23 protein-coding genes and 1 pseudogene are annotated in these 25,609 nt (G+C 69.2%); 18 read left to right on the forward strand and 6 right to left on the reverse strand.

Features of this window, described 5'->3' with window-relative positions; genetic code table 11:
- Both ACWD4A_RS25275 and ACWD4A_RS25280 read right to left on the reverse strand, forming a co-directional pair.
- Positions 1–404: pseudogene (locus ACWD4A_RS25275) on the reverse strand (sensor histidine kinase); the annotation flags it as partial.
- Positions 401–619, reverse strand: a complete 219-nt coding sequence (locus tag ACWD4A_RS25280; RefSeq protein WP_451197394.1) for a helix-turn-helix domain-containing protein — start codon at positions 617–619, stop codon at positions 401–403. The gene ACWD4A_RS25280 and the pseudogene ACWD4A_RS25275, both read right to left, overlap by 4 nt.
- A 124-nt stretch (positions 620–743) precedes the next feature.
- Here ACWD4A_RS25280 and ACWD4A_RS25285 point away from each other — a divergent pair, with 124 nt between their 5' ends.
- The 15 genes from ACWD4A_RS25285 to ACWD4A_RS25355 all read left to right on the forward strand — a co-directional run bounded on the left by ACWD4A_RS25285 (position 744) and on the right by ACWD4A_RS25355 (position 14,893).
- The gene (locus ACWD4A_RS25285) at positions 744–1,229 is read left to right on the forward strand and encodes a hypothetical protein (RefSeq protein WP_451197395.1); all 486 of its coding nucleotides are present in this window, start codon (positions 744–746) and stop codon (positions 1,227–1,229) included.
- Positions 1,219–2,310 (forward strand): efflux RND transporter periplasmic adaptor subunit, encoded by a 1,092-nt coding sequence (locus ACWD4A_RS25290; RefSeq protein ID WP_451197397.1) that lies wholly within the window; start codon positions 1,219–1,221, stop codon positions 2,308–2,310. Before ACWD4A_RS25285 ends, ACWD4A_RS25290 begins: the two co-directional genes overlap by 11 nt.
- Positions 2,307–3,026, forward strand: a complete 720-nt coding sequence (locus ACWD4A_RS25295; protein ID WP_451197398.1) for an ABC transporter ATP-binding protein — start codon at positions 2,307–2,309, stop codon at positions 3,024–3,026. Before ACWD4A_RS25290 ends, ACWD4A_RS25295 begins: the two co-directional genes overlap by 4 nt.
- The gene (locus ACWD4A_RS25300) at positions 3,023–4,222 is read left to right on the forward strand and encodes an ABC transporter permease (protein WP_451197399.1); all 1,200 of its coding nucleotides are present in this window, start codon (positions 3,023–3,025) and stop codon (positions 4,220–4,222) included. The genes ACWD4A_RS25295 and ACWD4A_RS25300 overlap by 4 nt, the downstream gene beginning before the upstream one ends.
- A gap of 96 nt (positions 4,223–4,318) precedes the next feature.
- Positions 4,319–4,459: a hypothetical protein gene (locus ACWD4A_RS25305; protein WP_451197401.1), complete on the forward strand. Its 141-nt coding sequence runs from the start codon at positions 4,319–4,321 to the stop codon at positions 4,457–4,459.
- 4 nt (positions 4,460–4,463) lie between these two features.
- Positions 4,464–5,723 carry a methyltransferase domain-containing protein gene (locus ACWD4A_RS25310; protein WP_451197402.1) on the forward strand — a complete coding sequence of 420 codons (1,260 nt, stop codon included), beginning with the start codon at positions 4,464–4,466 and terminating at the stop codon, positions 5,721–5,723.
- Between the two features lie 388 nt (positions 5,724–6,111).
- Positions 6,112–7,650, forward strand: coding sequence for a peptide MFS transporter (locus ACWD4A_RS25315; protein WP_451197403.1), 1,539 nt, complete (start codon positions 6,112–6,114; stop codon positions 7,648–7,650).
- An 88-nt stretch (positions 7,651–7,738) separates the two neighbouring features.
- Positions 7,739–8,506 carry a GntR family transcriptional regulator gene (locus ACWD4A_RS25320; RefSeq protein WP_451197404.1) on the forward strand — a complete coding sequence of 256 codons (768 nt, stop codon included), beginning with the start codon at positions 7,739–7,741 and terminating at the stop codon, positions 8,504–8,506.
- Between the two features lie 120 nt (positions 8,507–8,626).
- Positions 8,627–9,748 carry a TIGR03364 family FAD-dependent oxidoreductase gene (locus tag ACWD4A_RS25325; protein ID WP_451197405.1) on the forward strand — a complete coding sequence of 374 codons (1,122 nt, stop codon included), beginning with the start codon at positions 8,627–8,629 and terminating at the stop codon, positions 9,746–9,748.
- Between the two features lie 5 nt (positions 9,749–9,753).
- On the forward strand, positions 9,754–10,440 hold the full coding sequence (locus ACWD4A_RS25330; protein WP_451197406.1) for a phosphonatase-like hydrolase: 687 nt from the start codon (positions 9,754–9,756) through the stop codon (positions 10,438–10,440).
- A gap of 1 nt (position 10,441) precedes the next feature.
- Positions 10,442–11,509, forward strand: a complete 1,068-nt coding sequence (locus ACWD4A_RS25335; RefSeq protein WP_451197408.1) for an ABC transporter ATP-binding protein — start codon at positions 10,442–10,444, stop codon at positions 11,507–11,509.
- Positions 11,502–12,476: a 2-aminoethylphosphonate ABC transporter permease subunit gene (locus ACWD4A_RS25340; RefSeq protein WP_451197409.1), complete on the forward strand. Its 975-nt coding sequence runs from the start codon at positions 11,502–11,504 to the stop codon at positions 12,474–12,476. The genes ACWD4A_RS25335 and ACWD4A_RS25340 overlap by 8 nt, the downstream gene beginning before the upstream one ends.
- Positions 12,463–13,260 (forward strand): ABC transporter permease, encoded by a 798-nt coding sequence (locus tag ACWD4A_RS25345; RefSeq protein ID WP_451197410.1) that lies wholly within the window; start codon positions 12,463–12,465, stop codon positions 13,258–13,260. Before ACWD4A_RS25340 ends, ACWD4A_RS25345 begins: the two co-directional genes overlap by 14 nt.
- Before the next feature lie 62 nt (positions 13,261–13,322).
- A complete protein-coding gene (locus ACWD4A_RS25350) occupies positions 13,323–14,384 on the forward strand; it encodes a 2-aminoethylphosphonate ABC transporter substrate-binding protein (RefSeq protein WP_451197411.1) in 1,062 nt (353 codons plus the stop codon).
- A gap of 149 nt (positions 14,385–14,533) precedes the next feature.
- On the forward strand, positions 14,534–14,893 hold the full coding sequence (locus ACWD4A_RS25355) for a hypothetical protein (RefSeq protein WP_451197412.1): 360 nt from the start codon (positions 14,534–14,536) through the stop codon (positions 14,891–14,893).
- Positions 14,894–15,018: 125 nt separating this feature from the next.
- Here ACWD4A_RS25355 and ACWD4A_RS25360 read toward each other — a convergent pair whose 3' ends face one another.
- From ACWD4A_RS25360 to ACWD4A_RS25370, 3 genes are all read right to left on the reverse strand, one after another.
- Positions 15,019–15,570, reverse strand: coding sequence for a phosphonate degradation HD-domain oxygenase (locus ACWD4A_RS25360; RefSeq protein WP_451197413.1), 552 nt, complete (start codon positions 15,568–15,570; stop codon positions 15,019–15,021).
- A gap of 125 nt (positions 15,571–15,695) precedes the next feature.
- Entirely contained in the window at positions 15,696–16,568 is an 873-nt protein-coding gene (locus tag ACWD4A_RS25365) for a serine hydrolase (RefSeq protein ID WP_451197415.1), read from the reverse strand.
- Positions 16,565–17,533, reverse strand: coding sequence for a LysR family transcriptional regulator (locus ACWD4A_RS25370; protein WP_451197416.1), 969 nt, complete (start codon positions 17,531–17,533; stop codon positions 16,565–16,567). Before ACWD4A_RS25370 ends, ACWD4A_RS25365 begins: the two co-directional genes overlap by 4 nt.
- Before the next feature lie 119 nt (positions 17,534–17,652).
- Here ACWD4A_RS25370 and ACWD4A_RS25375 point away from each other — a divergent pair, with 119 nt between their 5' ends.
- From ACWD4A_RS25375 to ACWD4A_RS25385, 3 genes are all read left to right on the forward strand, one after another.
- Positions 17,653–19,287 (forward strand): penicillin-binding transpeptidase domain-containing protein, encoded by a 1,635-nt coding sequence (locus tag ACWD4A_RS25375; RefSeq protein ID WP_451197417.1) that lies wholly within the window; start codon positions 17,653–17,655, stop codon positions 19,285–19,287.
- Positions 19,288–19,353: 66 nt separating this feature from the next.
- A complete protein-coding gene (locus ACWD4A_RS25380) occupies positions 19,354–20,826 on the forward strand; it encodes a peptidoglycan D,D-transpeptidase FtsI family protein (RefSeq protein WP_451197419.1) in 1,473 nt (490 codons plus the stop codon).
- Positions 20,827–20,910: 84 nt separating this feature from the next.
- Positions 20,911–23,019, forward strand: a complete 2,109-nt coding sequence (locus ACWD4A_RS25385) for a D-alanyl-D-alanine carboxypeptidase (protein ID WP_451197420.1) — start codon at positions 20,911–20,913, stop codon at positions 23,017–23,019.
- A 50-nt stretch (positions 23,020–23,069) separates the two neighbouring features.
- Here ACWD4A_RS25385 and ACWD4A_RS25390 read toward each other — a convergent pair whose 3' ends face one another.
- Complete coding sequence (locus ACWD4A_RS25390; protein ID WP_451197421.1) at positions 23,070–25,352, reverse strand: transglycosylase domain-containing protein; 2,283 nt, start codon at positions 25,350–25,352, stop codon at positions 23,070–23,072.
- Positions 25,353–25,609: the final 257 nt, after the last annotated feature.

The raw sequence follows: 25,609 nt of genomic DNA on the forward strand, positions 1-25,609 counted from the left end.
CGGGTGATGACGCCGACCGGGCGCAGCACGCGTCCGGCCATCCACCAGGCCAGGGCCGCGGAGATGACGGCGAACACGGCCAGCGCGATCAGGGAAATGAACAACAGCCGGTTCTGGGCGGCCTGTTCGGCGGCCTCGGAGAAGGTCTTGATGGTCTGGAAGCGTTTTGTCTCGTCAGGGGAGACGGGGCTTGTTGAGGCGAGGGAGGCCACGAGGGAGGGCGCCGGGGCAGCGGTGACCTCTCCGCGCTTGGTGGCCACAGCCGTGGTGATCGAGGCGTAAAGGCCCTGGCGGACGAGGAAGTTGACCAGGCTGATGAGCATGCCTCCGGCAAGGACGAGCAGCCCGCCGTAGAGCAGGGTCAGCCGGGCCCGCTCCCCGCCGGGCAGCCCGAGGCGCTTCATGCCGGGCCGTCGATGTGGTAGCCGTGGCCGGGGACGGTGGTGATGACCGGGGGATCGCCGAGCCTGGCGCGGAGTTCGCCGAGGGTGACCCGCACGGCGTTGACGCTGCTGCCGGCGCGTTTCCCCCGCACCCGCGCGATCAGGGCGTCGCGGCGCACCCTCTCGGCGATCATGACTGCCAGGAATTCCTCGTCCTCCACGATCAGCACGCGCATGGCATCAGGTGTATCCGAAGGCGACCTTTCGTCGTTGTAAGCGTCTTCGTTGAGAGAAACGAAATGCGGGTGTGTGCCAGCCTCCGTGCTGTCGGTCTCCAATGTTCGGACACGGAGGAAATCCATGCGGAACGGCAAGTACGGCATCGCGGCATCGGTCCTGGCAGGGGTGGCGTTGTTCGCCACGGCCTGTGTCGGCGGCACCGAGAATTCGAGCAAGGACAGCAGTTCCAAGGGCTCGGACTCGTCCGGCGAGGGCAAGGAGGCCGATGCGCAGTACAAGTACCGCGAGTGCCTGCGCAAGAACGGTGCGAAGGTGACCGAGCCCAAGAGCGAAAAGGAGGCCATGGGCATCGACGGTGACCCCGAGAAGGTCAAGAAGGCGATGAAGGCGTGCGCCGACCTGTCCGGTGGCCCGGGCAAGGGCGAGATATCCCAGGCCGACAAGGACAAGGCCCTCAAGTTCGCCCAGTGCATGCGCAAGAACGGTGTCGACGTGCCCGACCCGAAGTTCGACGGCGGAATGATGACGTCGCAGCGTATCCCGGACGTCGATAAGGGCAAGTTCGAGAAGGCGAACAAGGCGTGCAGTGATCAGAATGGCGAGTGAGCGCGAGAAGTCCCGCAAGAAGCCGGTGATCGTCTCGCTGATCGTGGCGACCGCGCTGGCGGGCGGGGCCATGGCCGTCTCGGCGTCCAGCGGTGACGGCACGAGCCACGAGAACCGTACGGACGGCCTGCCGCAGAAGACCGACTCGATCAAGCGGCAGGACCTGAGCAGCCGCACCCAGGTGGACGGCACCCTCGGCTACTCCAAGGAGCGCAGGCTCAACGGCGGGGCACAAGGCACCCTCACCTGGCTCCCGGACACCGGCACGGTGATCAAGCGCGATGAGCCCCTCTACGAGGCCGACGGCGACAAGGTCCGGCTCATGTACGGCGAGCGCCCCATGTACCGGAAGCTGAAGGCCGGGGACAAGGGCCCGGATGTCAAGCAGCTCAAGGAGAACCTCCGCGACCTCGGCTACGGCCAGGGCCTGTCAGTGGACGAGCAGTTCACCTCCGGCACCGCGGAAGCGGTCAAGCGCTGGCAGAAGGCACACGACCTGAAGCAGACCGGCGAGATCGGCCCGGACCAGATCGCCTTCGCGCCCAGTTCCGTGCGGGTCAAGAAGAAGGAGGCGGCCGTCGGCGACCAGACCGGCCCCGGCCGCCCGGTCCTGACCACCACCGGATCCGAGCGCGAGGTGCAGATCAAGCTCGACGTGGCCGACGCCGATCTCGCCAGGCCCGGCACGCGGGTCGACATCACTCTGCCCGGTGGCGAGAAGGTCAAGGGCAAGGTGGCCTCCGTCGACCGCAACGTCAACAACGACGACAACAAGGAACAGGGCGGGCAGGACAAGGCGAAGGTCACCGCACGGGTGACCTTCGCCGACCCGGGGCAGGCCAAGGGCTTCGACCAGGCACCGGTCTCCGTCGACCTCGAGGGCGAGGTACGCAAGGACGTGCTGACCGTGCCGGTCAACGCCCTGCTCGCGCTGCCCGTCGGAGGCTTCGGCATCCAGGTGGTGGAGAACGGCAAGGCCCGCGAGATCCCGGTGAAACTCGGCATGTTCGGGGAAGGCAGGGTCGAGATCAGCGGATCCGGTCTGACGGAGGGCATGAAGGTCGGAGTGCCCAAGACATGAGCACCGTCGTCGAACTGAACCAGGTCACCAAGGAGTACCCGGGCGGCGTCGCGGCGCTGCGCGGGGTGGACCTGCGCATCGAACGCGAGGAACTGCTCGCGATCGTCGGCCCGTCCGGGTCGGGCAAGTCCACGCTGCTGCACATCGTCGGCACCCTGGACCGGCCCACCGCCGGCTCCGTCACCATCGCGGGCCACGACGTGGCGACCCTCTCCGACCGTCGGCTGTCCGCGCTGCGCGCCCGGCACATCGGCTTCGTCTTCCAGTCCTTCCACCTGGTGGCCGGTGTCAGTGCCCAGGACAACGTCGCCGAGGGGCTGCTCTACTCCGGCCTGCCGCGCGCCCAGCGCCGCGAGCGCGCGGCCCACGCCCTGGAGCGGGTCGGCCTCGCCGACCGGATGCACCACCGCCCGCACGAGCTCTCGGGCGGACAGAAACAGCGCGTGGCCATCGCGCGGGCGGTCGTCGGCGAGCCGGATCTGCTGCTGGCCGACGAGCCGACCGGCGCGCTGGACTCCGCCTCCGGCGAGGCGGTCATGGAACTGCTCCACGATCTGAACGCCGAGGGCGCCACCATCGCCGTGATCACCCACGACAGCGAGATCGCCGACGCGCTGCCCCGCCAGGTACGCATCCGCGACGGCGAGGTCGTCGCGGACCTGCGGGCGGGAAGCGATGCCCTGGCGGACAGTGCCGGACGAGGTGAGGACGGATGAGCGACGACCGGCTGACTTCCGCCCGGCTCGGCCCCCGCGACGTCTTCCACGTCGGGTCGGCGGGCCTGCGCACCCGGCCGATGCGGGTCGTGCTGTCTGCTCTGGGCATCGCCATCGGCATCGCCACCATGATCGCGGTGGTCGGCATCTCCGCCTCCAGCAAGGCCCAACTTCTCCAGGAACTCGACAAGTTGGGCACCAACATGCTGAAGGTCACGCCCGGCCAAGACCCGTTCAGCGGTGAATCGGTGAAGCTGCCCAAGGAGTCGCCCGGCATGGTCGGCCGTATCCCCGGCGTCGAGCACGTCGGCGCGACCGGAGACCTGGAGCAGAGCGTCCGGCGCAGCGAGAAGATCTCCAAGGACGAGACCGGCGGGCTCTCGGTGAAGGCCGCCACCGAAGGTCTCCTGAAGGCCCTGCGCGGCACCGTCGGCTCGGGTACCTGGCTCAACGAGGCCACCGGGCGCTATCCGTCGGTGGTGCTCGGACATGTCGCCGCCGAACGCCTGGGCATCACCACACCGGGTCAGCAAGTCCTCGTCGGCAACCAGTACTTCACCGTCATCGGCATCCTCGACCCGCTCCCGCTGACGCCCGAGATCGAGCGAGCGGCCCTGGTGGGCTGGAAGGGCGCGGCCAAGCTGCTGGGCTTCGACGGACACCCCACCCAGATCTACGAGCGGTCCACGGACGCCTCGGTCGGCGCGGTCCGCGGCCTGATCCCGCGTACCGTCGACCCCGAGACCCCGAACAACGTACGGGTCACCGACCCGTCCTCCGCCCTCCAGGCCAAGGCCGCGACCGAGGGGGCCTTCACCAACCTGCTGCTGGGGCTGGGCGGGGTGGCACTGCTGGTCGGCGGTGTCGGGGTCGCCAACACCATGATCATCTCGGTGCTGGAGCGGCGCCACGAGATCGGACTGCGCCGGTCCCTGGGCGCCACCCGGGGGCAGATCCGCATCCAGTTCGTCACCGAGTCGCTGCTGCTCTCCGGGCTCGGCGGGCTGGCCGGGGTGGTGCTGGGTTCCCTGGCCACCTATGTGTACGCCGTCTCGGGCGGCATGCCGTGGGTGGTGCCTCCATGGGCCGTCGCCGGAGGCTTCGCCGCCACGCTGTTCATCGGTACGGTGGCCGGCCTGTACCCGGCGGTCCGGGCCGCCCGACTCTCCCCGACCCTCGCCCTCCAGGCCGGTTAGGGCGCGTCTGATGGGCCGGTGAGGAACTGCGGGGCCGACAAAACCTCCGTCCCGCACTACTGTCGGCCCATCACCGACCCTCACGAGGAGGCCGCGATGGGATGGGGCACCGGTAAAGGCGGGGACGGCGGCGACGGCAAACACGCCGGCAAGAAGGACCCCGGGATCGCCGCGCCGTCCAAAGACGGCGCGCGTCCCGCGCCGGAGCCGAAGCACAAGAAGAAGGACGAGAAGTAGCGGGATGGGCAACTCCCGCTGCTCCCTCCGCTCCCTTCGCGAACGCGAGCAGGCCGCCGTGCGCGGCCTGCTCGACGCGATCCGCGCGGCGAACGGGCCGGTCGACCCACGCTGGGAAGCCGCCTTGACGGCCGCCCCCCGGCACCTGTTCCTGCCCCGCACGGTGTGGGCGGAGGACGAGCACGGCGACTACGCACAGGTGAGCGCCGACATCGAACCGGACCGGTGGCTCGAACTCGCCTACGCCGAAGAGCCCGTGGTCACACAGATCAACGACGGGCGGCCGGTCGGCGACGACGACGCGGTCCTGCCCTCGTCATCGGCCTCCGACCCGGGCACCGTGGTACGGATGCTCACGATGCTCGACCCCCGGCCAGGCCGACGGATCCTGGAGATCGGCACCGGCACCGGCTGGAACACCGCCCTCCTCTCGCACGCCGTCGGCGCGGAGAACGTCACGAGCGTCGAGATCGACGAGCAGGTGGCCCGGCATGCGGCCGATGCGCTCTGCAGGGCATCCATGAAACCGCGGATCGTCACCGCGGACGGCGAATACGGATGGCCGGCCGGAGCCCCGTACGATCACGTCATCGCCACCTGCGCCGTGCACACGATCCCGCCGGCATGGATCGACCAGACCCGTCCCGGCGGCACCGTCCTCACCCCGTGGAACAGCCCCTGGCGCGACTACGGGCTCCTCCACCTCACCGTCCGGCCGGACCACACCGCACAGGGCAACTTCTCACCGCACTCCGCGTTCATGCTCATGCGCGGCCAGCGCCGGGACGTCCGCCTCTTCCGCGACGTCGTCCAGGACGAGCACCGGCCCACCGAGTCCACGACCGGTCTCGCACCGACCGCCGTCGCCGGCGATGACCTGGACGCCCAGTTCGCGCTCGGCCTGCTCCTTCCGGACCTGTGGCACGCATGGCACGAGAACCCGGTCGACGGCGTCGCCACCCGCCTGTGGGTGGCGAGCGCCGATGCCGGAAGCTGGGCCGCCGTCGACGACGACGGGCAGCGCGAGGACCGGTTCACGGTATGGCAGCACGGCCCGCGCCGACTGTGGGACGAAGTCGAAGCCACCTGGACCTGGCACAGCACCAACGGCCGCCCAGGACCGGCCCGTTTCGGCCTGACCGCCACCCGTACAGGACAGCGGGTCTGGCTGGACGACGCGGACAACGCTCTCCCCGGCGCCTGGGCCAAGAGCGCCTCGTGGGTGACTCGGCGCAGCGGGCCGAGCCTGCCCGACTTCGGCTGAAGTACCTCGTCGTACGCCTCGGCGACCTCCCGGGAGTGGATCACCACGGCACCGTCACGGCCACCGCCGCCCCCGACGGCGGGCTCACCGCCCGGGGTCGGGCTCCCGCCCCACGTACAGCCCTCCAGCGGGCCCGTGGAGCGGTGGCCGAGGCTGCGGAAACCCAAGGTCATCTATTTGTGTCAACCTTTGGCCCCGCTTTGGAGTCGAAGGTCCCTGTTGTGTACAAGGCAGGGGCCTCACTCTGGAGCACAGTCAATGACCTCCTGACCAGGTCGCCGCTCCGATGTGAGCGGGGGCGTGGATCCCGGCGCAGTGCGGCGCCGGTGCTGGTCACCCATCGGACGCGCTGTCGCTCTCAGGCGTCCCGACCGTTCAAGGAACCCCTATGGCGTCCCTCCCCACCAAGGGCGCGGCCGAGCACAGCGGGCTGGCAGCCCCTGAGCAGAGCGGCAAGACATTCTTTGGCCACCCGCGCGGGTTGGCCGTACTTTTCATGACAGAACTGTGGGAACGCTTCAGTTTCTACGGTATGCGCGCGCTTCTCGTGCTCTACCTGATCGCCGGTGGCCCGGATGCCAAGCCGGGCAGCCAGGGCGGCGGGCTGGAGATGCCCGAGGGCAGCGCCATCGCGATCTACTCCGTCTACCTGGCGATGGTCTACCTGCTCGCCCTGCCCGGCGGCTGGTTCGGTGACCGGGTCTGGGGTCCCCGCAAGACCGTGGCCGTCGGAGCGGGTGTCATCATGGCGGGCCACCTGTCGCTCGCCGTTCCGGGGCAGGCCATGTTCTTCGTGGGTCTGGCCCTGGTCGCGCTGGGTTCCGGTCTGCTCAAGGCCAACATCTCCACGATGGTCGGCCACCTCTACAACGGCCCGGACGACCCGCGCCGCGACGGCGGCTTCACGATCTTCTACATGGGCATCAACCTGGGTGCCTTCGTCGCTCCGCTGGTGATCGGCACCGTCGGCCAGACCGTCGGCTGGCACCTGGGCTTCGCCCTCGCCGCGGTCGGCATGGGGCTGGGCCTGGCGGTGTTCCTGATCGGCACCCGCCACCTCAGCCCGCGGAGCAACGTGGTCCCCACGCCGCTGCCGGCCCAGGAGCGCAACGCCTGGCTGGTCAAGGGTCTGATCTGGTGCGCGATCGCCGCCGTCTTCTACGGCGTGGTCGTGGGCACCGGGAACTTCACCCTCAACTGGGCGCTGGTCCCCATCACGCTGCTGGGTCTCATCCTCCCGGTCGCCGTCCTGACGCGCATCAAGCGCGACAAGGAGCTGTCGGACACCGAGCAGTCCAAGGTCAGCGGCTACCTCTGGTTCTTCGTCGCCGCGGCCGTCTTCTGGATGATCTACGACCAGGGCGGTTCGACGCTGGCCGCCTTCGCCGAGACGAAGTCGGCGGACACGGTCTTCGGACTGGGCTTCCCCTCCAGCTGGTTCCAGTCGCTCAACCCGCTGTTCGTCATGGCGCTGGCCCCGGTCTTCGCCTGGCTGTGGCTGTGGCTGTCCCGCAAGAACCGGGAACCGAACACCGTGGTCAAGTTCGCCATGGCGATGTTCCTCGTCGGCGGCTCGTTCTTCGTCTTCGTCGTCCCGATGGCCATGGCGTCCGACGGCACGAAGGTCAGCCCGATGTGGCTGGTGTCGATCTACCTGATCCAGACCGTGGGCGAGCTCTGCCTCTCCCCGGTCGGCCTCTCGGTGACCACGAAGATGGCGCCGCAGAAGTACGCGGGCCAGATGATGGGCGTGTGGTTCCTGGCGGTGACGGCGGGCGACTGCGTCACGGGTCTGCTCTCCCTGGCCGGTGTGAGCCTCAGCGGCACCGGGGTCATCGCGGCCGAGGCGGCACTCGCGGCCCTCGCCGGCTTCGCGGTCTTCATGTACCGCAAGAAGGTCACGGCTCTCATGGGCGACGTCCACTGACAACGAGCGGGGCGTACCTCGCGCAGGCGTCGGCCGGTCCCGTCAGCGGACCGGCCGACGCGTATGCCCGGGGTGCGAACATGGCCCCGTGGACTACCTGAACGACCAGACACCTGGCGCACCGATCCGGTCCGGCATCCCCGAGCACGGACGCATCCCGAAGTACTACGCGGTCAAGGTCCAAATCGCCGCACTGCTCGGCGAATTGGGCGAGGGCAGCCTGCTGCCCACCGAACGTGACCTGGCGCTGCGCTTCGAGGTCTCCCGGGAGACCGTGCGCCAAGCCCTGCGTGAACTGCTCCTGGAAGGGCGGGTACGGCGGCTGGGGCGGGGCACGGTCGTGGCGGGCCCCAAGATGGAGCAGCCGCTGTCCATGGCGAGCTACACCGAGGGTGTGCGCAGGCAGGGCAAACGGCCGGGGCGCCACTTGACCGGACTGGACCGCTTCCCCTGCCCGCAGGCCCTCGCGGCCGAGCTCCAGCTTCACGTAGGGGATCCCGTATGGCACATGGAACGTGTACTGCTCGCCGATGACGAACGGGTCGGGCTGGAGAGCACCTATGTCGCCGTCGAGCGGGTGCCCCGGCTGGACACCGACTTCGAGCCCAACTCGTCCTTCTACGCCTACCTCTACGACCGGCTGGGCATCGGCTTCGGAGGTGCGGACGAGCGGCTGGAGACGGTGCTGGCCACACCGCGCGAGGCCCTGCTGATCGGGACGTCGCCCGCGCTTCCGATGCTGCTGATCCACCGCAACTCCCGTGACACGCGAGGCATACCGCTGGAGCGGGTCAGGACGCTGTACCGGGGCGACCGGTTCTCCTTCACCACGCACCTGGACGCCGTCACCCGATGAGGCCGGGCTCACGGAAGATAACGAATCGGTAACTGGTCTTTGCTGGTATTGCAGGCCTGTTCACCTTCCCGTTGCCTTTGCCCTGGATCCAGTTCACGGTGCTCGTCGAGTGTCGTGGTCATGCGAGTCATAGTCGTCGGAGCCGGTGTGCTGGGAACGATGCACGCCTGGCAGGCAGTGGAACGTGGCCACGAAGTGGTCCACATCGAGCGCGAGACCGAGGCGCGCGGCGCCTCGGTCCGCAACTTCGGACAGATCTGGGTCAGCGGCCGCGCGGGCGGCGAGGAACTGGCAACCGCCCTGCGCGCCCGCGAACTGTGGGAGGACATCGGAACAACCCTCCCCGAACTGGGCTTCCGAGCCATCGGATCGCTCACCGTCGTCCGCAACGAGGCCGAACGGGCCGTCGCTGAGGCCGCCACCCGGCGCCCCGACGCCACCGCCCGCGGCTGGGAACTCCTCGGCCCCGACGAGGTCCGGGAGATGAATCCCGCGCTGCGCGGCGAATACCTCGGCGCGCTGTGGTGCGAGCAGGACGCCGCCGTCGAGCCCCGCACCGCCCAACGCGTCCTCAAAAAGGCGCTGTTGGCCTCCGGCCGCTACACCTACCTCGGCGGACGCGAAGTGCGCGAGGTGGTGGGGGAGAGGGCCGTACGCGACGACCACGGCGAGGTCCATCACGGCGACGTGGTGGTGCTGTGCACCGGCGCATGGCTCGGCGGACTGGTCCGCGAGCTCGTCCCGGACCTGCCGGTGCGGCGCGTACGCCTGCAGATGATGCAGACGGACCCGCTCGGCGAGGCACTGACCACCTCCGTCGCCGACGCCGACAGCTTCCGCTACTACCCCGCCTACACGAGCGACGCGCTCGACGCCCTGGCCGCGGCACAGGCCCAGACACCGACCGCCGCCGAGCACAAGATGCAACTGCTGATGGTGCAGCGCACCGACGGCTCCCTCACCATCGGCGACACCCACGAATACGAGGCACCCTTCGCCTTCGACGTGGTCGAGGAACCGTACGAGCACCTGCGCACCGTCGTCGAGACGATCCTCGGCAGGCCCCTCCCCAGGATCCGCCACCGCTGGGCGGGCGTGTACGCGCAGTGCACCGACACCTCCCGCGTCGTCCACCGGCAGCAGGCCCGCGAAGGTGTCTGGCTGGTCACCGGCCCCGGTGGCCGCGGCATGACCTGCTCCCCGGCGATAGCCGAAAAGACCGCGAACGAACTGGGATGGTGAGCGAGTTGACGGAACGTATCTCCCTCGTGGTGCTGGACATGGCGGGCACCACCGTCGCCGACGGGGGCCTCGTCGAGCAGGCCTTCAGCGCCGCGGCCCAGCGCCTGGGCGTCGAACCGGGCAGCGCCGACCACGCGGAGAAGCTGGACTACGTCCGTGCCACCATGGGCGAATCCAAGATCTCCGTCTTCAGACACCTCTTCGACGACGAGACGACGGCCCAGCGCGCCAACACCGCCTTCGAAGAGGCATACGGGGAACTGGTCGACGGCGGTCACATCGCCGCCATACCCGGCGCCCGCGAAGCCATCGGGACGATGCGCGAAGCCGGCCTGACCGTCGTACTGACCACCGGCTTCGCCCGCGTCACCCAGGACGCGATCCTCGACACGCTCGGCTGGCACGACCTGGCCGACCTGACCCTCTGCCCGGCCGACGCGGGCGGCCGCGGCCGCCCCTACCCGGACATGGTCCTCACCGCCCTGCTGCGCACCGGCGCCGCGGACTCCGTCCGGCAGATCGCGGCCGTGGGCGACACGTCCTACGACATGCTCTCCGGAAGCCGCGCGGGAGCGGGCGTCGTGGCCGGGGTACTGACCGGAGCACACGGCGCGCACGCGCTGCGGGACTCCGGCGCCACGCACGTCCTGGCCTCGGTCGCCGAACTCCCCTCCCTGATCGGAGGGGAGTGACATGGCCGGCGCGCCGGGGGCGGGCATCCGCTTCGAAGGCGTGTCGGTGGTCTACGGCAAGAACACGGTCCTGGACGACTTCGACCTGACCGTGGAGCCCGGCGAGGTGATGGCCCTGCTCGGGCCGTCCGGCTCGGGCAAGACCACCGCGCTGCGGGCGGTCGCCGGATTCGTCCAGCCCGCCTCGGGAAGGGTCCTCATCGGCGGCCGGGACGTCACCGGACTGCCGCCGTACCAGCGCGGCATCGGCATGGTCGTCCAGCAGTACGCGCTCTTCCCGCACATGCGGGTGGCCGACAACGTCGCCTTCGGGCTGCGGGCCCGGAAGGCGCCCCGGGGAGAGATCGCCGGCCGGGTGGCCGAGGCCCTGGAGATGACCGGCATGGCCGACTACGCCAAGCGCTATCCGCGGGAGCTCTCCGGCGGACAGCAGCAGCGGGTCGCCATTGCCCGCGCCCTCGCCATCCGCCCGAAGGTCCTCCTCCTGGACGAACCGCTCTCCGCGCTCGACGCCCAGCTCCGCTCGGGCATGCTCGCCGAACTCGCCCGGCTGCACCGCGACCTGCCGGATGTGTCCATGCTGTACGTCACCCACGACCAGGTCGAGGCGCTGACACTCGCGGACCGCATCGCCGTCATGGACAAGGCGAGGCTGCGGGACTGCGGAACACCGCAGGAGCTGTACCGCAGCCCGCGCACCGAATTCACCGCGTCGTTCGTGGGCAACGCCAACCTCCTTCCGGTGACGGTGGGTTCCGCGGACACCGTGGACTTCGCGGGCACCCGGCTCTCGGTCACCACGGGCGAGGCCGCGCACGGGGCGAGCGCCACCCTGTGCGTACGCCCGCATCTCGTCGGCCTCGGCGAGGGCCCCAACGCCCTGCGCGGCACGATCGCCGAGGTCCAGTGGCGCGGCTCCACCCACCGGCTGTACGTGGACGTGGCCGGCCAACGTCTCAAGGCCGATCTGCGGGAGCTGCGCGAGTCCCCTGTACCGGGCGACGAGGTCACCCTGAACTTCGCCGCCGAGGACGCCGTGCTGATCGGTGCCGGAGTCGCCCATGCCTAGCGCGGCGCACTCGACCTCCGCCACGGCCGGCCCGCGGTCCGCCTCTGTCCTCACCCGCGGTTCGTCGATCCCCTCGCAGCGCGGTGGCGGGGAAGGGGCCGGCCGGGGGCCGCGGGAGCCCGCCGGGACGGTACGCGCACCGGCCCGGTCGGTGCCCCGGTTCGTATGGGCGCTGCCGCCCGTCGCGGCCCTGGGGCTGATCTTCCTCTATCCGCTCGCGCTGGTCGTCCAGCAGTCCTTCACCACCGCGGCGGGCGAGACCTCCCTCCAGCCCTACGGCAAGGTCTTCGCCTCGGAGGCGTTCCGGGAAGCGCTCGGGACCACCGTGTGGCTGGCCGTCGGATCGACCGTCGGCTGCCTGCTGCTCGGCTTCGTCCTCGCCCTGGTCATCGCCTTCGTGCCGTTCCCCGGAGGCAAGGCGGTCACCAAGTTCATCGACGTCTTCCTCTCCTTCCCCTCCTTCCTGATCACCCTCGCCCTGCTGTTCATCTACGGCACCGTGGGCATCGCCAACGGCCTGTGGACCGACGCCACGGGCGCCGCGAGCGGCCCCTTCCAGTTCCTCAATACCCCGTGGGGCGTCCTGCTCGCCGAGATCACGTACTTCACACCGTTCGTGATGCGGCCCCTGCTCGCCGCCTTCTCCCAGCTGGACACCGCGCAACTGGAAGCGGCGTCCTCGCTCGGCGCGCGGCCCGCGCGCATCGTGCGCCAGGTGATCCTGCCCGAGGCGCTGCCGGCGCTGGCGGCGGGCGGCAGCCTGGTGCTCGTCCTGTGCCTCAACGAGTTCGGCATCGTGCTGTTCACCGGCGCCAAGGGCGTCACCACCCTGCCGATGCTCGTCTACAGCAAGGCGATGCTCGAATCCGACTACACGGCGGCCTGCGTCGTGGCAGTGGTCAACATCGCGATCTCCGTGGGCCTGTACGGCCTCTACCGGGTGGTGAGCCGACGTGTTGGTGCATAGCCGTAGGGGCCGCTGGGCCTCCTGGGCCGTCTTCTTCGGCCTCGCCTTGCCGGTCTTCGCCCTGCCCCTGGGCGTCATCGTGGCAGCGTCCTTCGCCACGCACTGGTCCGGCGTCTTCCCCTCGGGGGCAACCCTGCACAACTACTCCTCCGCCACGCGGGGCGAGTCGTTGCAGGCACTGATCACGAGCCTGGTCACGGCGGTCGGCGCCAGTCTGCTGGCGCTGACGCTGGGAGGCTGGGCCGCCCTGTCGGCGGCTGCGCTCGGCAAACGAGGCCGGAGAACGCTGGAGGCACTGTTCGTGCTGCCGGTCGCCGTCCCGTCGGTGGCCGTCGGGCTGGCCGTACTGGTCGCGTTCAGCAAGCCGCCGATCCTGCTCAACGGCACTCCCTGGATCGTGCTCATCGCCCACACGGTGCTGGTCACCGCCTTCGCCTACCAGTCGGTCTCCGCCGCCGTCCGACGGCTGGACCCGGCGTACGAGCAGGCCGCGGCCAGCCTCGGGGCCCGCCCCTGGTACGTGCTGTGGCGGGTCAGGATCCCGCTGCTGCTGCCCTCGCTCAACGCCGCGGCGGGCCTCTGCTTCGCCCTGTCCATGGGCGAGTTGAGCGCCACGATGATGCTCTACCCGCCGGACTGGGTCCCCCTCCCGGTCCAGATCTTCACGGCCACCGACCGGGGAGCGCTGTTCACCGGCTCCGCCGTCGCGGTCGTGCTGATGGGAACGACGATGCTCGTACTGCTCGCCGTCTCCCGCATCCGCACCAAAGCCACCTACCGATGACCCCCGGGCAACTCCCCATGCGGGAAACCATGCGAGAAACCATGCGAGAAAAGGACACCGTCATGAAGCGCTCCATCAAGCTCGCCGTCGCCGTCACCGGCAGCCTCGCCCTCGTCGGCACCCTCGCCGCCTGCGGAGGCGGCTCCCTGACCGGCTCCGACTCGAAGACCGTCACCGTCTACAGCGCCGACGGCCTCAAGGGCGAGAACGGCGACGGTTTCTACGACAAGGTCTTCAAGGACTTCGAGAAGCAGACCGGAATCAAGGTCAAGTACGTGGAGGGCGGCTCCGGGGAAATGGTGCAGCGCGTCGCCCGCGAGAAGACCAACACCCAGGCCGATGTACTGGTCACCCTGCCCCCCTTCATCCAGCAGGCCGACGGCAAGGGCCTGCTGGAGAAGTACGAGCCCAAGAACGCCGACAAGGTGGACAGCTCGGGCAGGGCACCGGACGGGAAGTGGACGTCGGTCGTCAACAACTACTTCGGCTTCGTCCACAACAAGAAGGAGCTCTCGGAGGCGCCCAAGACCTGGGAAGACCTGCTGGACAAGAAGTTCAAGGGAAAACTCCAGTACTCCACGCCGGGTGTCGCCGGTGACGGCACGGCCGTCCTCATCAAGGCCATGCACGACTTCGGCGGCAAGGAAGCGGCCATGGAGTACCTGAAGAAGCTCCAGGCCAACAACGTCGGCCCGTCCTCCTCCACCAGCAAGCTCGCGCCCAAGACCGACAAGGGCGAACTGCTGGTCGCCAACGGCGACGTCCAGATGAACTTCGCCCAGTCCAAGTCCATGCCGAACCTCGGCATCTGGTTCCCGGCCAAGGGCGGCGCCAAGCCCACCTCCTTCGCCCTCCCGTACGCGGCCGGGCTGGTCCACGGCGCCCCCAACAGCGAGAACGGCAAGAAGCTGCTGGACTACCTGCTGACCGAGGAGGTCCAGAAGCAGGCCAGCGAGATCAGCGGCGGCTTCCCGGCCCGTACCGACGTCAAGGCGACCGACGAGAACGCCACCAAGCTCGCCGACATCATGAAGGGCGTGGAGATCTTCACCCCTGACTGGTCGGACATCGACAAGAACCTCGAGTCCTACATAGACGCCTGGAAGTCCGCGACCGGCAGCTGAGCCGGTCGACGGGGGGAGACATCGGGGAAACATGGGTTGAGGTGGACTGGGCCGTATCGGAGGGGTTCGCGAGAGAACCTTTTCCTTTACGAGAGGACACCATGATGAAGCCCATTCGTATGCCGCGTCGGAAGTCTCTCCTTGTCGCTGTGGCCGCGGCCGCATTCGGCACCGTGGCGGCGGGCAGCACGGCCTTCGCCGCCGGGACGGACTCCGGCAACGCTTCCAAGCCGCCGTCCTGCAACATGAAACACACCCAGGCGGATGGCAAGAGCGGCACCGTCGTGGCTCGCGCTGTTGCCGGATCCACCGGCGAAACGCCTGCTCACAAGGCCGGGGACAAGGTCGAGCGCAAGCTCGTCGCCTCGGACGGCAAGGTCGCGGGCAAGGTCACCACCGCGGACGGCAAGACCGAGGTCAAGACCATCACCCTGGACGGCAAGGCCGATGTGTCCTGCGCCTCCATCGAGCTCACCGAGGCCAAGCCCGCCCAGAAGAAGGCTGGTTGACGGACCCGGGCGCAGTCGGCCGGGGACGCGGACAACAATGCCGGTCCAGTCGGGGCCGGACGGGCCCCGGCCGACTCAGGGCCCCTCACACCTGGCCCCTCACACCTGATACCCGGGGCACCGCCTCACGAGCGAGTGAGCAGCGATTCGAGCAGCGGGCGGAAGTGCTCGAAGCCCGGGGTCGCGAACTCCGGATCCTTCGCCTGCTCGTCCCAGCGGCGCACGGCGACGGCATCCCGGGACCCGGGTGACGCCGCGAACTCCCTTGCCTGATCAGGGGACATGGGACCGCCCTGCACCTTGAGCGTGTGCACGGACGCCTCCGAGAGAAGCTCGAAATAGCCGGGCTCCACCGCGCACAGATACCGCTTGGCGGCCACGTGCAGCCGTACGGGCTCGGTCACCTCGGGGCCGAAGTACCGGTCGAGCCAGTCGGCGCCGGTGTGGCTGTGCCGGTTGTCCTGACCGCCCTCCATCAGGTCCCGGCCGGTGACGGCGCCATGGAAATGTCCGATGTCGTGCAGCAGGGCGGCCGCGACGAGGTGCGGCGGAGCACCGGCGGCCTCGGCGAGCGCCCCGGCCTGGAGCATGTGCTCGGCCTGGGTGACGGCCTCACCGAGGTATTCGGCGCCGCCTTCTCCGGCGAAGAGTTCGGCGAGCAGGTCGATGGGGTTCACGCGTCGGTTCCTAAGCGTTCGAGGACGGCCGGAGTGGAGACGAGGCCGAGGTGGAACGGCTTCCGGCCCGTAGGTGAAGCCTGGCGGTCGGGAATGACGCCGAGGTTACAAAAGGGTTGAATCCGCTATAGGGCGCGGAGCGCGTCGACGGCGATACGGGCCGTGGTGCCGATGACGGCGTCGGCCGGAGGGAGCGTGGCGGCGGTGCTGGCGGCGCGGGTGAAGACCGCGACGGCGTAGCGGCCGCCGTCGGGGTATTCGATGACGCCGACCTCGTTGCGCACGGTCGGCAGGCTGCCGGTCTTGCCCGCGACGTGGACGTCGTCGAAGGGGAAGCCCGAGGCCATGCGATGGGGCCAGACCTGCAGGCCGAGGAGACGGCGGATCGCGGCGCAGTGTTCGGGCGCGCAGGCTTCGTCACGCCAGACGGCGGCGAGCAGGCGGGTCATGTCGCGCGGGGTGCTGCGGTTGGTGCGGGCGGGATCGAGGGCGCGCAGCCGGGCGACGACGTACGGATCGGTCAGCGCCTGCGGGCCGCCGGGTCCCGCGTCCTGCCTGATGGTGGCGAGGATCCGGCCGAACGTGTGGACGGCGTGGGTATGGGCGAGGCCGAGCCGGGCGGTGGCGTGATTGACGGCATCGAGGCCGACCCGCTCCAGGAGGACGTCGGCGGAGGTGTTGTCGCTGACGGCCATCATCAGATAGGCGGCGTCGCGCAGTGACATGCGGACGGGGTCGAGCATGGCGGCCAGCCCGGTGGGCCCCGAGGTACGGCCGGCCGGCGGGCACTCGATCTGCTCGGTGAGGTCTACGCGCCCCGCCGCGGCCTGTTGGTGGAGTGCGACGAGCAGACAGAGCTTGTGCACGCTGGCGGTGACGACCGGGAGATCGGCGCCCGCGTTGATCTCCGCACCGGAGTCGATGTCGAGGGCGTGCAGTCGGCCGGTGACACCGGCACTGTCGAAGGCATCGCGGATGCGGGCGAGAGCGCCGGTCACAGCCAGTACTCCGCTGCCGGGCGCAGATGGAGCGGGTGTGTGGGCGGGGCGGCGCTCATGGCGGTGGTGTTCCGCAGCGCGTGTGTGGCCGCCTCCGCGAAGGCGCCGACGACGGTGTCGCTGCGCCCTTGCGGCCAGGCGACGGAGTGGCGCCAGGCCAGCGGGGCCCCGGCGAGAGGGCGCCAGACGACGTCCGGGTCCCGGTCGGCGGCGCCCGCGGGGTGGGCGTCCCGTGGGCTGAAGGCGACGGCGTGCGCGGAGAGGATCAGACCGCGGACGAAGCTGGCGCCCTGGCCGTGCCGGACGGCCGCGGGGGAGTAGCCGTTGCGGGCGCAGGTGGTCAGCACGTCGTCGTGCAGGGACGGAGCGGCCGCGCGGTGGAAGAGGACCAGGTCGTATCCGGTGAGGGCGGTCAGCGGTACCTCGTCGAGTGCGGCGGCCGGGGCGTCGCGGGGCAGCAGCACCCCCACCTCACGGCGCAGCACCGGGCCCAGTTCGAGGCCGGAGACGTCACAGGGGTGATGGATCAGCCCGACGTCCAGCTCGTGCGAGGCGAACTGGGCGAGCTGCTCGGCGGTGGACAGCTCGCGCAGCTCCAGCTCCACACCGGCATGGCGCTGCCGGAAGTCCGCCAGGATCGCGGCGACGGTTTCGCCGGGGATGTCGGGCGGCAGGGCGGCGCGCAGCAGCCCGCTCTCGCCGTCGCGGACCCGGCGGGCGGTGGCCATCAGCGCCTCGGAGCGGGCGAGCAGCTCACGGGCCTCGTCCAGGAGCAGCGTCCCGGCCTTGGTGATCGTCACCTGTCGGCTGGTCCGCTCGAACAGGCGCACCCCCAGCTCGCGCTCCAGACGCTGGATGCGCTGCGACAGGGGCGGCTGGGCGATGCCCAGCCGCTCCGCGGCACGGCCGAAATGTGACTCTTCTGCAACAGCCACAAAGCACTCCAAGTGCCGCATCAGATCCATAGCCAGCAACGATATCCCAAATTAATCGATTCAAGAACGATAAGGAACTTGGACACATACCGGGGCGCGCTGCTCTTCTCCTGATAACAGTGGATGAGTACAAGGACCAGGACTCCCCGATGCCTGAAACCCGAAACCGCACCACCTCCCGCCGCAAGCCCCGCAAGGTGGCCCGGTCGGCCACCGCGGGGGCTCTGGTGCTCGCCGTCGCCGCGGGCGGGGCGTACCTCGCCGAGCTGGGTCCCTTCGCCGCCGACTCCGCGGCGGCCGGTCCCGACCCCGCGGCCGTGGCCGAGGCACGGGCGTTCCTGGCGGACTGGGCGGGTGACCGCATGCCGAACGCGGGCCGCCGTACCACCGACCCCGGCAAGGCCCAGGACGTGCTGCGCAATTTCACCGCCGGACTCGGCATCGACAAACCGACCCTGACCGCGGCGAACGCCACAGTGTCCGGGAACGGCACCGTCAGCGTCCCCTTCACCGCCAAGATGCCCGTCACCGACCTGGGGACATGGACCTACGACTCGAAGCTGCCCCTGCGGAAGCAGCAGGACGGCACATGGAAGGTGGACTGGACGCCGGCCCTCGTCCACCCGAAGCTGAGCAGCACCGAGAAGTTCCGTCTGGAGCGCGAGGACACCGACCGCCCCGAGATCACCGACCGTGGGGGCGCCGCCTTGTCAGGCGGAAAGCACCCTTCCCTGGCCCCGGTGCTGAACCAGCTCTCCGGAGCCGCGGGAGCAGGCCCTCGCGGTGCGATCCAGCTCGTCGACCGGGCCACCGGAGAGGTCAAGGGCACGGAAGCCACCTTCGGCAAGAAGCCCGACCGACCCACCGACCAGCCGATCCGCACCACGCTCGACTCCACCTGGCAGACCGCCGCCGAGAAGGCCCTCGCGTCCGAGGCCAAGGGCAAGGACGCCGCGCTCGTCGCCCTGCGCATCGACAACGGCGAGATCCTCGCCGTGGCGAACTCGCCCGCTTCCGGCTTCAACCGCGCCGTCTCCGGCACCTACGCGCCGGGATCCACCTGGAAGGTCGTCACCACCAGCGCACTGATGCTCAAGAACGCCGTCAAACCGAGCGACGTCGTGGACTGCCCCAAGTACCTCACCGTCGGCAAGCAGTTCCACAACGTCGAGACCGGCGAACACCGCGACGCCACCTTCCTCCAGGACTTCACCGAGTCGTGCAACACCGCTTTCATCAGCCTGCGCGACAAGCTCGGCGACCGGGAGCTGGGCGACGTCGCCCGCAAGTACTTCGGGATCGGCCAGGAATGGCACATCGGCATTCCCTCGTTCGACGGCTCGGTCCCCGCACCCCGTGACCAGACCGAGAAGGCCGCCTCGATGATCGGACAGGGCAAGGTACTGGCCAACCCGCTGCTCATGGCATCCGTCACCGCGACCGCGGTCTCCGGTACGTTCCACCAGCCCACGATCACCGGTGGGACCAAGGACACGACGACCACCGAAAAACTGCCACAGGACGTCGTCACCCAGCTGCGCGCGATGATGCGTGCCACCGTCACCGACGGCACGGCGAAGGTCCTGGCCGATCTGCCCGGTGGCGTCGGTGCGAAGACCGGCACCGCCGAGGTCACCGAGGAAGACCCCAACAACGGCTGGATCGTCGCTCACCGCGGCAACATCGCCGTGGCCTGCGTCGTCGAGAAGGGGAAGACCGGCGGCGCCTCCGCGGGGCCCGTCGTCCGCAGCCTGCTGTCCGCCGTCACCGCCGACCCGTCATGACACCGCCGTTGCCGCCGGCCCTTCCCACGAAGCCGGCAACTGCCGCGAGACCTCATCTGGAGAACAATGAACAAGCCGCTGAGGCACATAGCCGTCTTCTGCGGGGTACTGGTGCTGGCCCTGCTCGTACAGGCCACGTGGGTGCAGTTCGCCAGAGGCGACAAACTGGCCAGTGACCCGCACAACCGGCGGGTGCGGATCGAGGCATTCTCCGAGCCCCGCGGCAACATCATCGTCGGCGGTGAATCGATCACCGGCTCCGTGCAGACCTCCGGCTCGGACTTCAAGTACAAGCGCGTCTTCAAGAACGGACCGATGTACGCACCGGTCACCGGCTACTTTTCCCAGGCCCAGGGCGCAACCTTCCTCGAAGGCGTCCACGGCGACATACTCAGCGGCAAGGACAGCAGGCTCCTCGGCAGCCCCCTCTCCCTGCTGACCGGCGAGAAGCCGCAGGGCGGCGATGTCGTCACCACCATCGACCCCAAGGCACAGCGGGCCGCCTACAAAGGGCTGACCGACCTCGACGCCAAGGGCGCGGTGGTCGCCCTCGACCCGCGCACCGGCAGGATCCTCGCCATGGTGAGCACGCCGTCCTACGACCCCTCCGTCTTCGCCGGTATGTCGGGCAAGGAAGGGGAGGAGTTCCAGAGGCTGGACAAGAGCAAGGACAAACCACTGAGCAACCGGGCGATCCGCGAGACCTACCCGCCCGGCTCGACCTTCAAGATCCTCACAGCGGCGGCTGCCCTCGAACACGGCACGGTCACCGACATCAACGCCTCTTCGGGCATTCCGTCCCCCTACCAGCTACCGCTGAGCCGCAAGAAAATCGGCAATGTCGTCCCCGACGCACAGTGCGACAAGGTCTCGATGAAGACGGGCATGCAGTGGTCCTGCAACAACATCTTCCTCGACGCCGCGCACAGGACCGGCAAGGACCAGATGCGCGAGACGGCGGAGAAGTTCGGCTTCAACAAGGAACAGTTCACCCCCGTCCGCACGGTCGCCAGTGGCTATCCCGGTGAACTGGACCAGCCCCAGACCGCGCTGACCGGCATGGGCCAGGGCAGCGTGGCCAGCACGCCGCTGCAGATGGCCATGGTCACCGCCGGGCTCGCCAACGACGGCAAGGTGATGAAGCCGTACATGGTGGACGAACTGCGCGGCCCCGACCTGTCGACGATCGAGAAGGCCGAACCCGAGGAACTGAACCAGGCCGTCTCCGAGAGCACCGCGAAAAAGGTGCAGGAGATGATGGAGTACACCGTGAGCGACGGCACGGGAAGCAAGGTGAAGATCGACGGCGTCACGGTCGGCGGCAAGCCCGGTACGGCCGAGCACGGCGTCAACGTCGATGACGAGCGGCCGTACGCCTGGTTCGTGTCCTACGCCAAGCAGAGCGACGGCTCCTCCCCGGTCGCGGTCGCCGTCCTCGTCGACCCCAAGGACATGAACATCTCCCCCTCCGACATCGCGGGCGGCCGGCTGGGCGCCCCGATCGCCAAGGCGGTCATGGAAGCGGTACTGAAGCGGTGAGCCGTCCCCGTACGGGGACGGCCGGGCAACACGGGATCACTGGCCGGACCCGGGCCAGGCAAGCACAAGGCGGCGGCGCGACAGATGAGTGAGACACCAGCAGTGGGCGAGGACCCCGACAAGGCGGAGCCGAAGCGACTCCCGGAAAGGGCGTCGGCGAGCGGACACGAACCGCGAACCGTGCCGTCCCGCACCCCGGAACCCGAACCGGCGGCTGATGGGCTCCCGGAGTCGGTTCAGGCCACAACCGACACGACGAGCGAGGAGCCCACACCGGAGCCGGAAGAAGAGCAGGCGCCTCACCCGGCAGCGGCGCCGCCCGACACCGATGCGGCGACCGAGAGCACGGAACGTACCGCGTCCGATGAGCGGGCCGACGCGTGCGACACCGAAGCCGACGTCCCGACCGGGACGGATAGCGAGACGGATACCGAGACAGCCGGCCGGGACGCCACCGACGATGCGGCCACTACCGCCACCGCCGAGGACAGCCTCACGACCTCGGGCCCTCGCGACGAAGCCACCTCCAGGGGCGAAGACAGCAAGGCCACAACAGAGAGCGAACCGGACGACGACACCGAACCGGACGGCGACACCGAAGACGACAACGATGTCGAGCAGACCGACTCCGCCGTCACCGACCACGGCGCCGAGTCGGCCCCGGAGCGGACCGGCCGGATCGTGGCAGTCGCCCTGACCGACGTCGCGGCCGCGGAGCGACAGCGTTCGGTTCCGCCGGGTACCGTCCGTCCCCGCGAAGAGAAGTCCGGCCGCCCCGGTCGGCCGGGTGCGGTGGAGGAGGAGACGGCGGCCGCCGCTCCGGTGCCCGGGGGCGCCCCGTCGGCTCGGTCCGGCCCGCAGCCCGAGGCCGAGCAGTCCCCGCCGCCGACGCCCCTGGACCTGCTCGCACAGCTCACCAACACCCCGCCGCCGCCCGAGACCCCGGCCCGGACCATCGTTCGGCGGCTCAAGATCTGGACACCGATCGCCCTGGCCCTGGCCGCCGTCCTCATGGCCGTGCAGGCGGTGCGCCCCCTGCCCGACGCGACGCTCGAACTCGCCGGTGGCACCTCCTCCTACACCTTCGACGGACGGTTCGACATCCCGTGGCCCGAGAAGGGACAGGGCGCCGTCCAGGCCCAGGGCATGGGCAGCCTCGGCACCTTCGGGAAACAGAAGCCCGTGCCGATCGCGAGTGTCGCCAAGGTGATGACGGCGTATGTGCTCCTCAAGGAGCACCCGCTCAAGAAGGACGAGGCGGGCCCGGCGATCGAGGTCGACGACAAGGCCGTGCAGGACGGCATGTCGGAGGACGAGTCACGCGTCGAAGGTCTGACGGCCGGCACGAAGTTCAGCCAGCAGGACATGCTGAAGATGCTCATGATCCCGTCGGGCAACAACATCGCCCGGCTGCTGGCCCGTTGGGACACCGGCAGCGATACCGAGACCGCGTTCGTGCGGAAGATGAACGACGCGGCCAAGGCGCTCGGCATGAAGGACACCACCTACACCGACCCCAGCGGCCTCGACGCCAAGACCGTGAGCACCGCTGTCGACCAGCTCAAGCTGGCCGAGGCGGTCATGAGGTTCGACGCGTTCCGGCCGGTCGTCGCGCTGCCGAACGCCACCATCGAGGGCCTGCCCCAGCAGATCGTCAACAACAACGACAACCTCCTGCTCGCGGGCCTGAGCATCACAGGCATCAAGACCGGATCCAACACGCCGGCAGGCGGCGCCCTGATGTGGGCCGCCTACAAGACGATCGACGACGAGACGCCGCTGATCCTCGGCACGTTGCTCGACCAGCGCGTCGACGGCCCGGACCCCAACGGCGCCAACAGCCTCGTCCTGGTCAAGGACAACAGCAAGAAGATCATCGAGGCGGTCCGTAGCGCACTGACCTCCTCCGTCGCCGTCGACAAGGGCCAGGTCGTCGGCCATCTCGACGACGGACTCGGCGGCCGGACCCCCCTCGTCGCGGCCAAGGACCTCAAGGTCCTCGGCGTGCCGGGCCATCAGCTGGACCTTCACCTCGACGACGACGGCAAATCCCTCCCGCGCACGGCCAAGGCGGGCACCGAGGTCGGTGTGCTGACGGCGGGCAGCGGCCCCGACGCGTTGAAGGTACCGGTGACCCTCCAGGAGGATCTGGCCGAACCGTCCCTGGGGTCGAAACTGAAGCGATGGGGATGACGCTCGGGCCGACGGAGTCCGCCCGAGCGTCAACTGCCAGCACCTCGTGATCAGTTACCGCCGCCTGGCGGTGGATCGGCCGTCGGGTTGCGCGTCGGGCCGGTCGGGCCGTCCGTCGGGCGGCCCGTCGGTGTCCCCGTCGGCGGGTTCGTCGGGTTCGGCGGGATCGTCGGGGGAGACGGCGGGGCGGTCGGGGCGGTCGGCCGGGGCGTGGGCGTCGGAACGCTGTCCGGCGTCCTCGACGGCAGGGGCTCCTCCGGCGTATCGGTGATCGGCGGGGTCGGTTCGGCTCCGGAGCCCTGGCCGGTCTCCAGGTCGAACTTGGCGTGGTCGCCCCGCACCGCTTCGAAAGCGTAGGCCGACCAGATCCTGGCCGGGTAGCTGCCACCGGCGATCCGGCCGTCGGCGCCCGCCGCGCCCGAGATGGTGACCTGACCACCCTTCGGGACGGTCACCTTCTTGCCGTCCACCTTCATCTCACGGGGCCCGGCGGCCTGGCCCCACAGGCCGACCGAGGTGACCAGGTTCGGGGTGTAGCCGACGAACCAGGCCGACTTGTTGTCGTCGGAGGTGCCGGTTTTGCCGGCCACCTGCCGACCGCCCCGGTTGCGGGCGTCCCGCACCGATTCCTTGGCCGTACCGTCGTCGACCACACCGGTGAGCACCGACGTGACGCCGTCCGCGGCCTCCCTGCTGATCACCTGGTCGCCGATGGCACGCTGCGGGCTGTAGGAACGCGTCGGGTGCTGGGCCTCCTTGATGATGGTCGGGGTGACCTTCTCGCCGTGATTGGCGAGCGTGGCGTACACACCGGCCATCTGCATGGGGCTGGCCCCGTAGGAGCCCAGCGTGATGGCCGGGTGCGCCTTCTGCCCCTTGATGTCGGCCATGCCGAGCTCGTAAGCGTCGTCCTGGACCTGGTCGAGCCCCACATCCACACCCATCTGGGCGAAGACCGTGTTGACCGACTTGTCCATGGCCTCCTGGACGGTGATGGAACCGTAGGAGATGTCGTCCTCGTTGGGCGGGGCGTAGCCGTTGCCACCCGGGCCCTTGACCGGCCGCTCGGTGTCACCGTTGTAGATGGTGTCAGCCGTGATCGGCTTGCCGTCCTGGGTCCGGGAGCCCGCGTTGAACGCGGCGGCGAGAATCGCGGGCTTGAAGGTGGAGGCGGGCTGGTAGGTCGTGTTGGTCGCGTTGTTGAGCTGGTGCTTCGCGTAGTCCTGGCCGCCGTAGAGGGCGAGGATCTCGCCGTTGTTCGGGTCCACCGAGACCGCGCCGGCCTGGACGTCCGCGTCGACCTTGCGCTTGGCCGGGTCCAGCTTGCGGGTGAGTTCCTTGGCGACCGCGTCTTCCAGCAGCTTCTGCTTCTTCCGGTCGATGTTGAGGGTGATCGTCCAGCCGCCTTGCTGCAACTCCTGATCGCTCACGCCCTGCCTGCGCATCTCGGCATTGGCGGCCTGCACCAGATAGCCGTTCTGGCCCCCGAGTCCGGCGGCGGGCTTGGCTTCGGCGGGCGTCGGGAACTTCATCCCCGCGCGCTGCCCGGCGTCGAGCTCCTTCATCTCGACCATGTTGTCGAGCACATAGTTCCAGCGGTCGGTCACCAGCTTCTTGCCGGTGTCGGTGGCCACCGCCCAGTCGTACTGACTGGGGGCCTGGAGCACCGCCGCGAGATAGGCGCCCTGCTCGACGGTCAGCTTGGTGGAATCGACTCCGTAGTATTCCTGCGCCGCGGCCTGGATACCGTAGGCACCGCGCCCGAAATAGCTGGTGTTGATGTAACCGGCGAGGATCTCGTCCTTGCTGGAGCGCTGGTCGACCTTGAAGGAGATCACCAGTTCCTTGAGCTTGCGGGTGATCGTCTGGTCCTGGTTCAGGTAGTAGTTCTTGACGTACTGCTGGGTGATGGTCGAGCCGCCCTGTTTGCCACGGCCGGAGAGGGTGTTCCACAGACCGCGGGTGATCCCCATGAGGTCGATGCCGTTGTCCTCGTAGAAGGACTTGTTCTCGGAGGCGACGAAGGTCTTCTGGACCGCTTCGGGGATCTTGTCCAGGCCGACGATGTCACGGTTGACCTGACCGGCCCGCGCGAAGACCTTGCCGTCGGCGTACTTGTAGACGTTGTTCTCACGCCTGGCCATCGCGTTCGCCTCGGGGATCGGCACCAGCAGATGGAGGACGTAGAGGCCGCCCATCGCGAGCAGGCAGAGCCCGAAGAACGCGCCGAGCATCTTCTTCCAGGTGAAGAGTCTGCGTATGCCCTTTTTCTTCCGCTGCTTGCCACGGCGTGCCTCACGCTGCCGGGCTCGCTGCTCTTCCACTCGCCCCATAACCCCAGTCGCTCGCCTTCACTTCGACTTTGCAGAGAACACCCCTGTCGACGGGCCGTGATTCTTCACGATGACCCTGACCGCCTCGACTTTCCCTTGTCTGACGCAAGGCAGGGCGATCGTGGAATTACGGAAGTACGGCCGGGTCACGGCAGGAAGCCGCCAACGGAGAGGAGCCAGGCCATGGAGAGTGCCCCTGGTTCGGCGGCTTTCATGCGGCGATGGTGAATCCTCGTCTGGCCGTCCCATCTATACCG

It is taken from the genome of Streptomyces sp. NPDC002537, assembly GCF_053594975.1.

Bases quoted from the DNA above. Each gene is read 5' to 3' on its own strand.
- ACWD4A_RS25285 (WP_451197395.1), top strand. From the start codon at position 744: ATGCGGAACGGCAAGTACGGCATCGCGGCATCGGTCCTGGCAGGGGTG.
- ACWD4A_RS25370 (WP_451197416.1), bottom strand. From the start codon at position 17,533: ATGGATCTGATGCGGCACTTGGAGTGCTTTGTGGCTGTTGCAGAAGAG.
- ACWD4A_RS25390 (WP_451197421.1), bottom strand. From the start codon at position 25,352: ATGGGGCGAGTGGAAGAGCAGCGAGCCCGGCAGCGTGAGGCACGCCGT.
- ACWD4A_RS25380 (WP_451197419.1), top strand. From the start codon at position 19,354: ATGAACAAGCCGCTGAGGCACATAGCCGTCTTCTGCGGGGTACTGGTG.
- ACWD4A_RS25335 (WP_451197408.1), top strand. From the start codon at position 10,442: ATGGCCGGCGCGCCGGGGGCGGGCATCCGCTTCGAAGGCGTGTCGGTG.
- ACWD4A_RS25325 (WP_451197405.1), top strand. From the start codon at position 8,627: ATGCGAGTCATAGTCGTCGGAGCCGGTGTGCTGGGAACGATGCACGCC.
- ACWD4A_RS25305 (WP_451197401.1), top strand. From the start codon at position 4,319: ATGGGATGGGGCACCGGTAAAGGCGGGGACGGCGGCGACGGCAAACAC.
- ACWD4A_RS25310 (WP_451197402.1), top strand. From the start codon at position 4,464: ATGGGCAACTCCCGCTGCTCCCTCCGCTCCCTTCGCGAACGCGAGCAG.
- ACWD4A_RS25290 (WP_451197397.1), top strand. From the start codon at position 1,219: ATGGCGAGTGAGCGCGAGAAGTCCCGCAAGAAGCCGGTGATCGTCTCG.
- ACWD4A_RS25340 (WP_451197409.1), top strand. From the start codon at position 11,502: ATGCCTAGCGCGGCGCACTCGACCTCCGCCACGGCCGGCCCGCGGTCC.
- ACWD4A_RS25280 (WP_451197394.1), bottom strand. From the start codon at position 619: ATGCGCGTGCTGATCGTGGAGGACGAGGAATTCCTGGCAGTCATGATC.
- ACWD4A_RS25295 (WP_451197398.1), top strand. From the start codon at position 2,307: ATGAGCACCGTCGTCGAACTGAACCAGGTCACCAAGGAGTACCCGGGC.
- ACWD4A_RS25315 (WP_451197403.1), top strand. From the start codon at position 6,112: ATGGCGTCCCTCCCCACCAAGGGCGCGGCCGAGCACAGCGGGCTGGCA.
- ACWD4A_RS25300 (WP_451197399.1), top strand. From the start codon at position 3,023: ATGAGCGACGACCGGCTGACTTCCGCCCGGCTCGGCCCCCGCGACGTC.
- ACWD4A_RS25350 (WP_451197411.1), top strand. From the start codon at position 13,323: ATGAAGCGCTCCATCAAGCTCGCCGTCGCCGTCACCGGCAGCCTCGCC.
- ACWD4A_RS25375 (WP_451197417.1), top strand. From the start codon at position 17,653: ATGCCTGAAACCCGAAACCGCACCACCTCCCGCCGCAAGCCCCGCAAG.
- ACWD4A_RS25385 (WP_451197420.1), top strand. From the start codon at position 20,911: ATGAGTGAGACACCAGCAGTGGGCGAGGACCCCGACAAGGCGGAGCCG.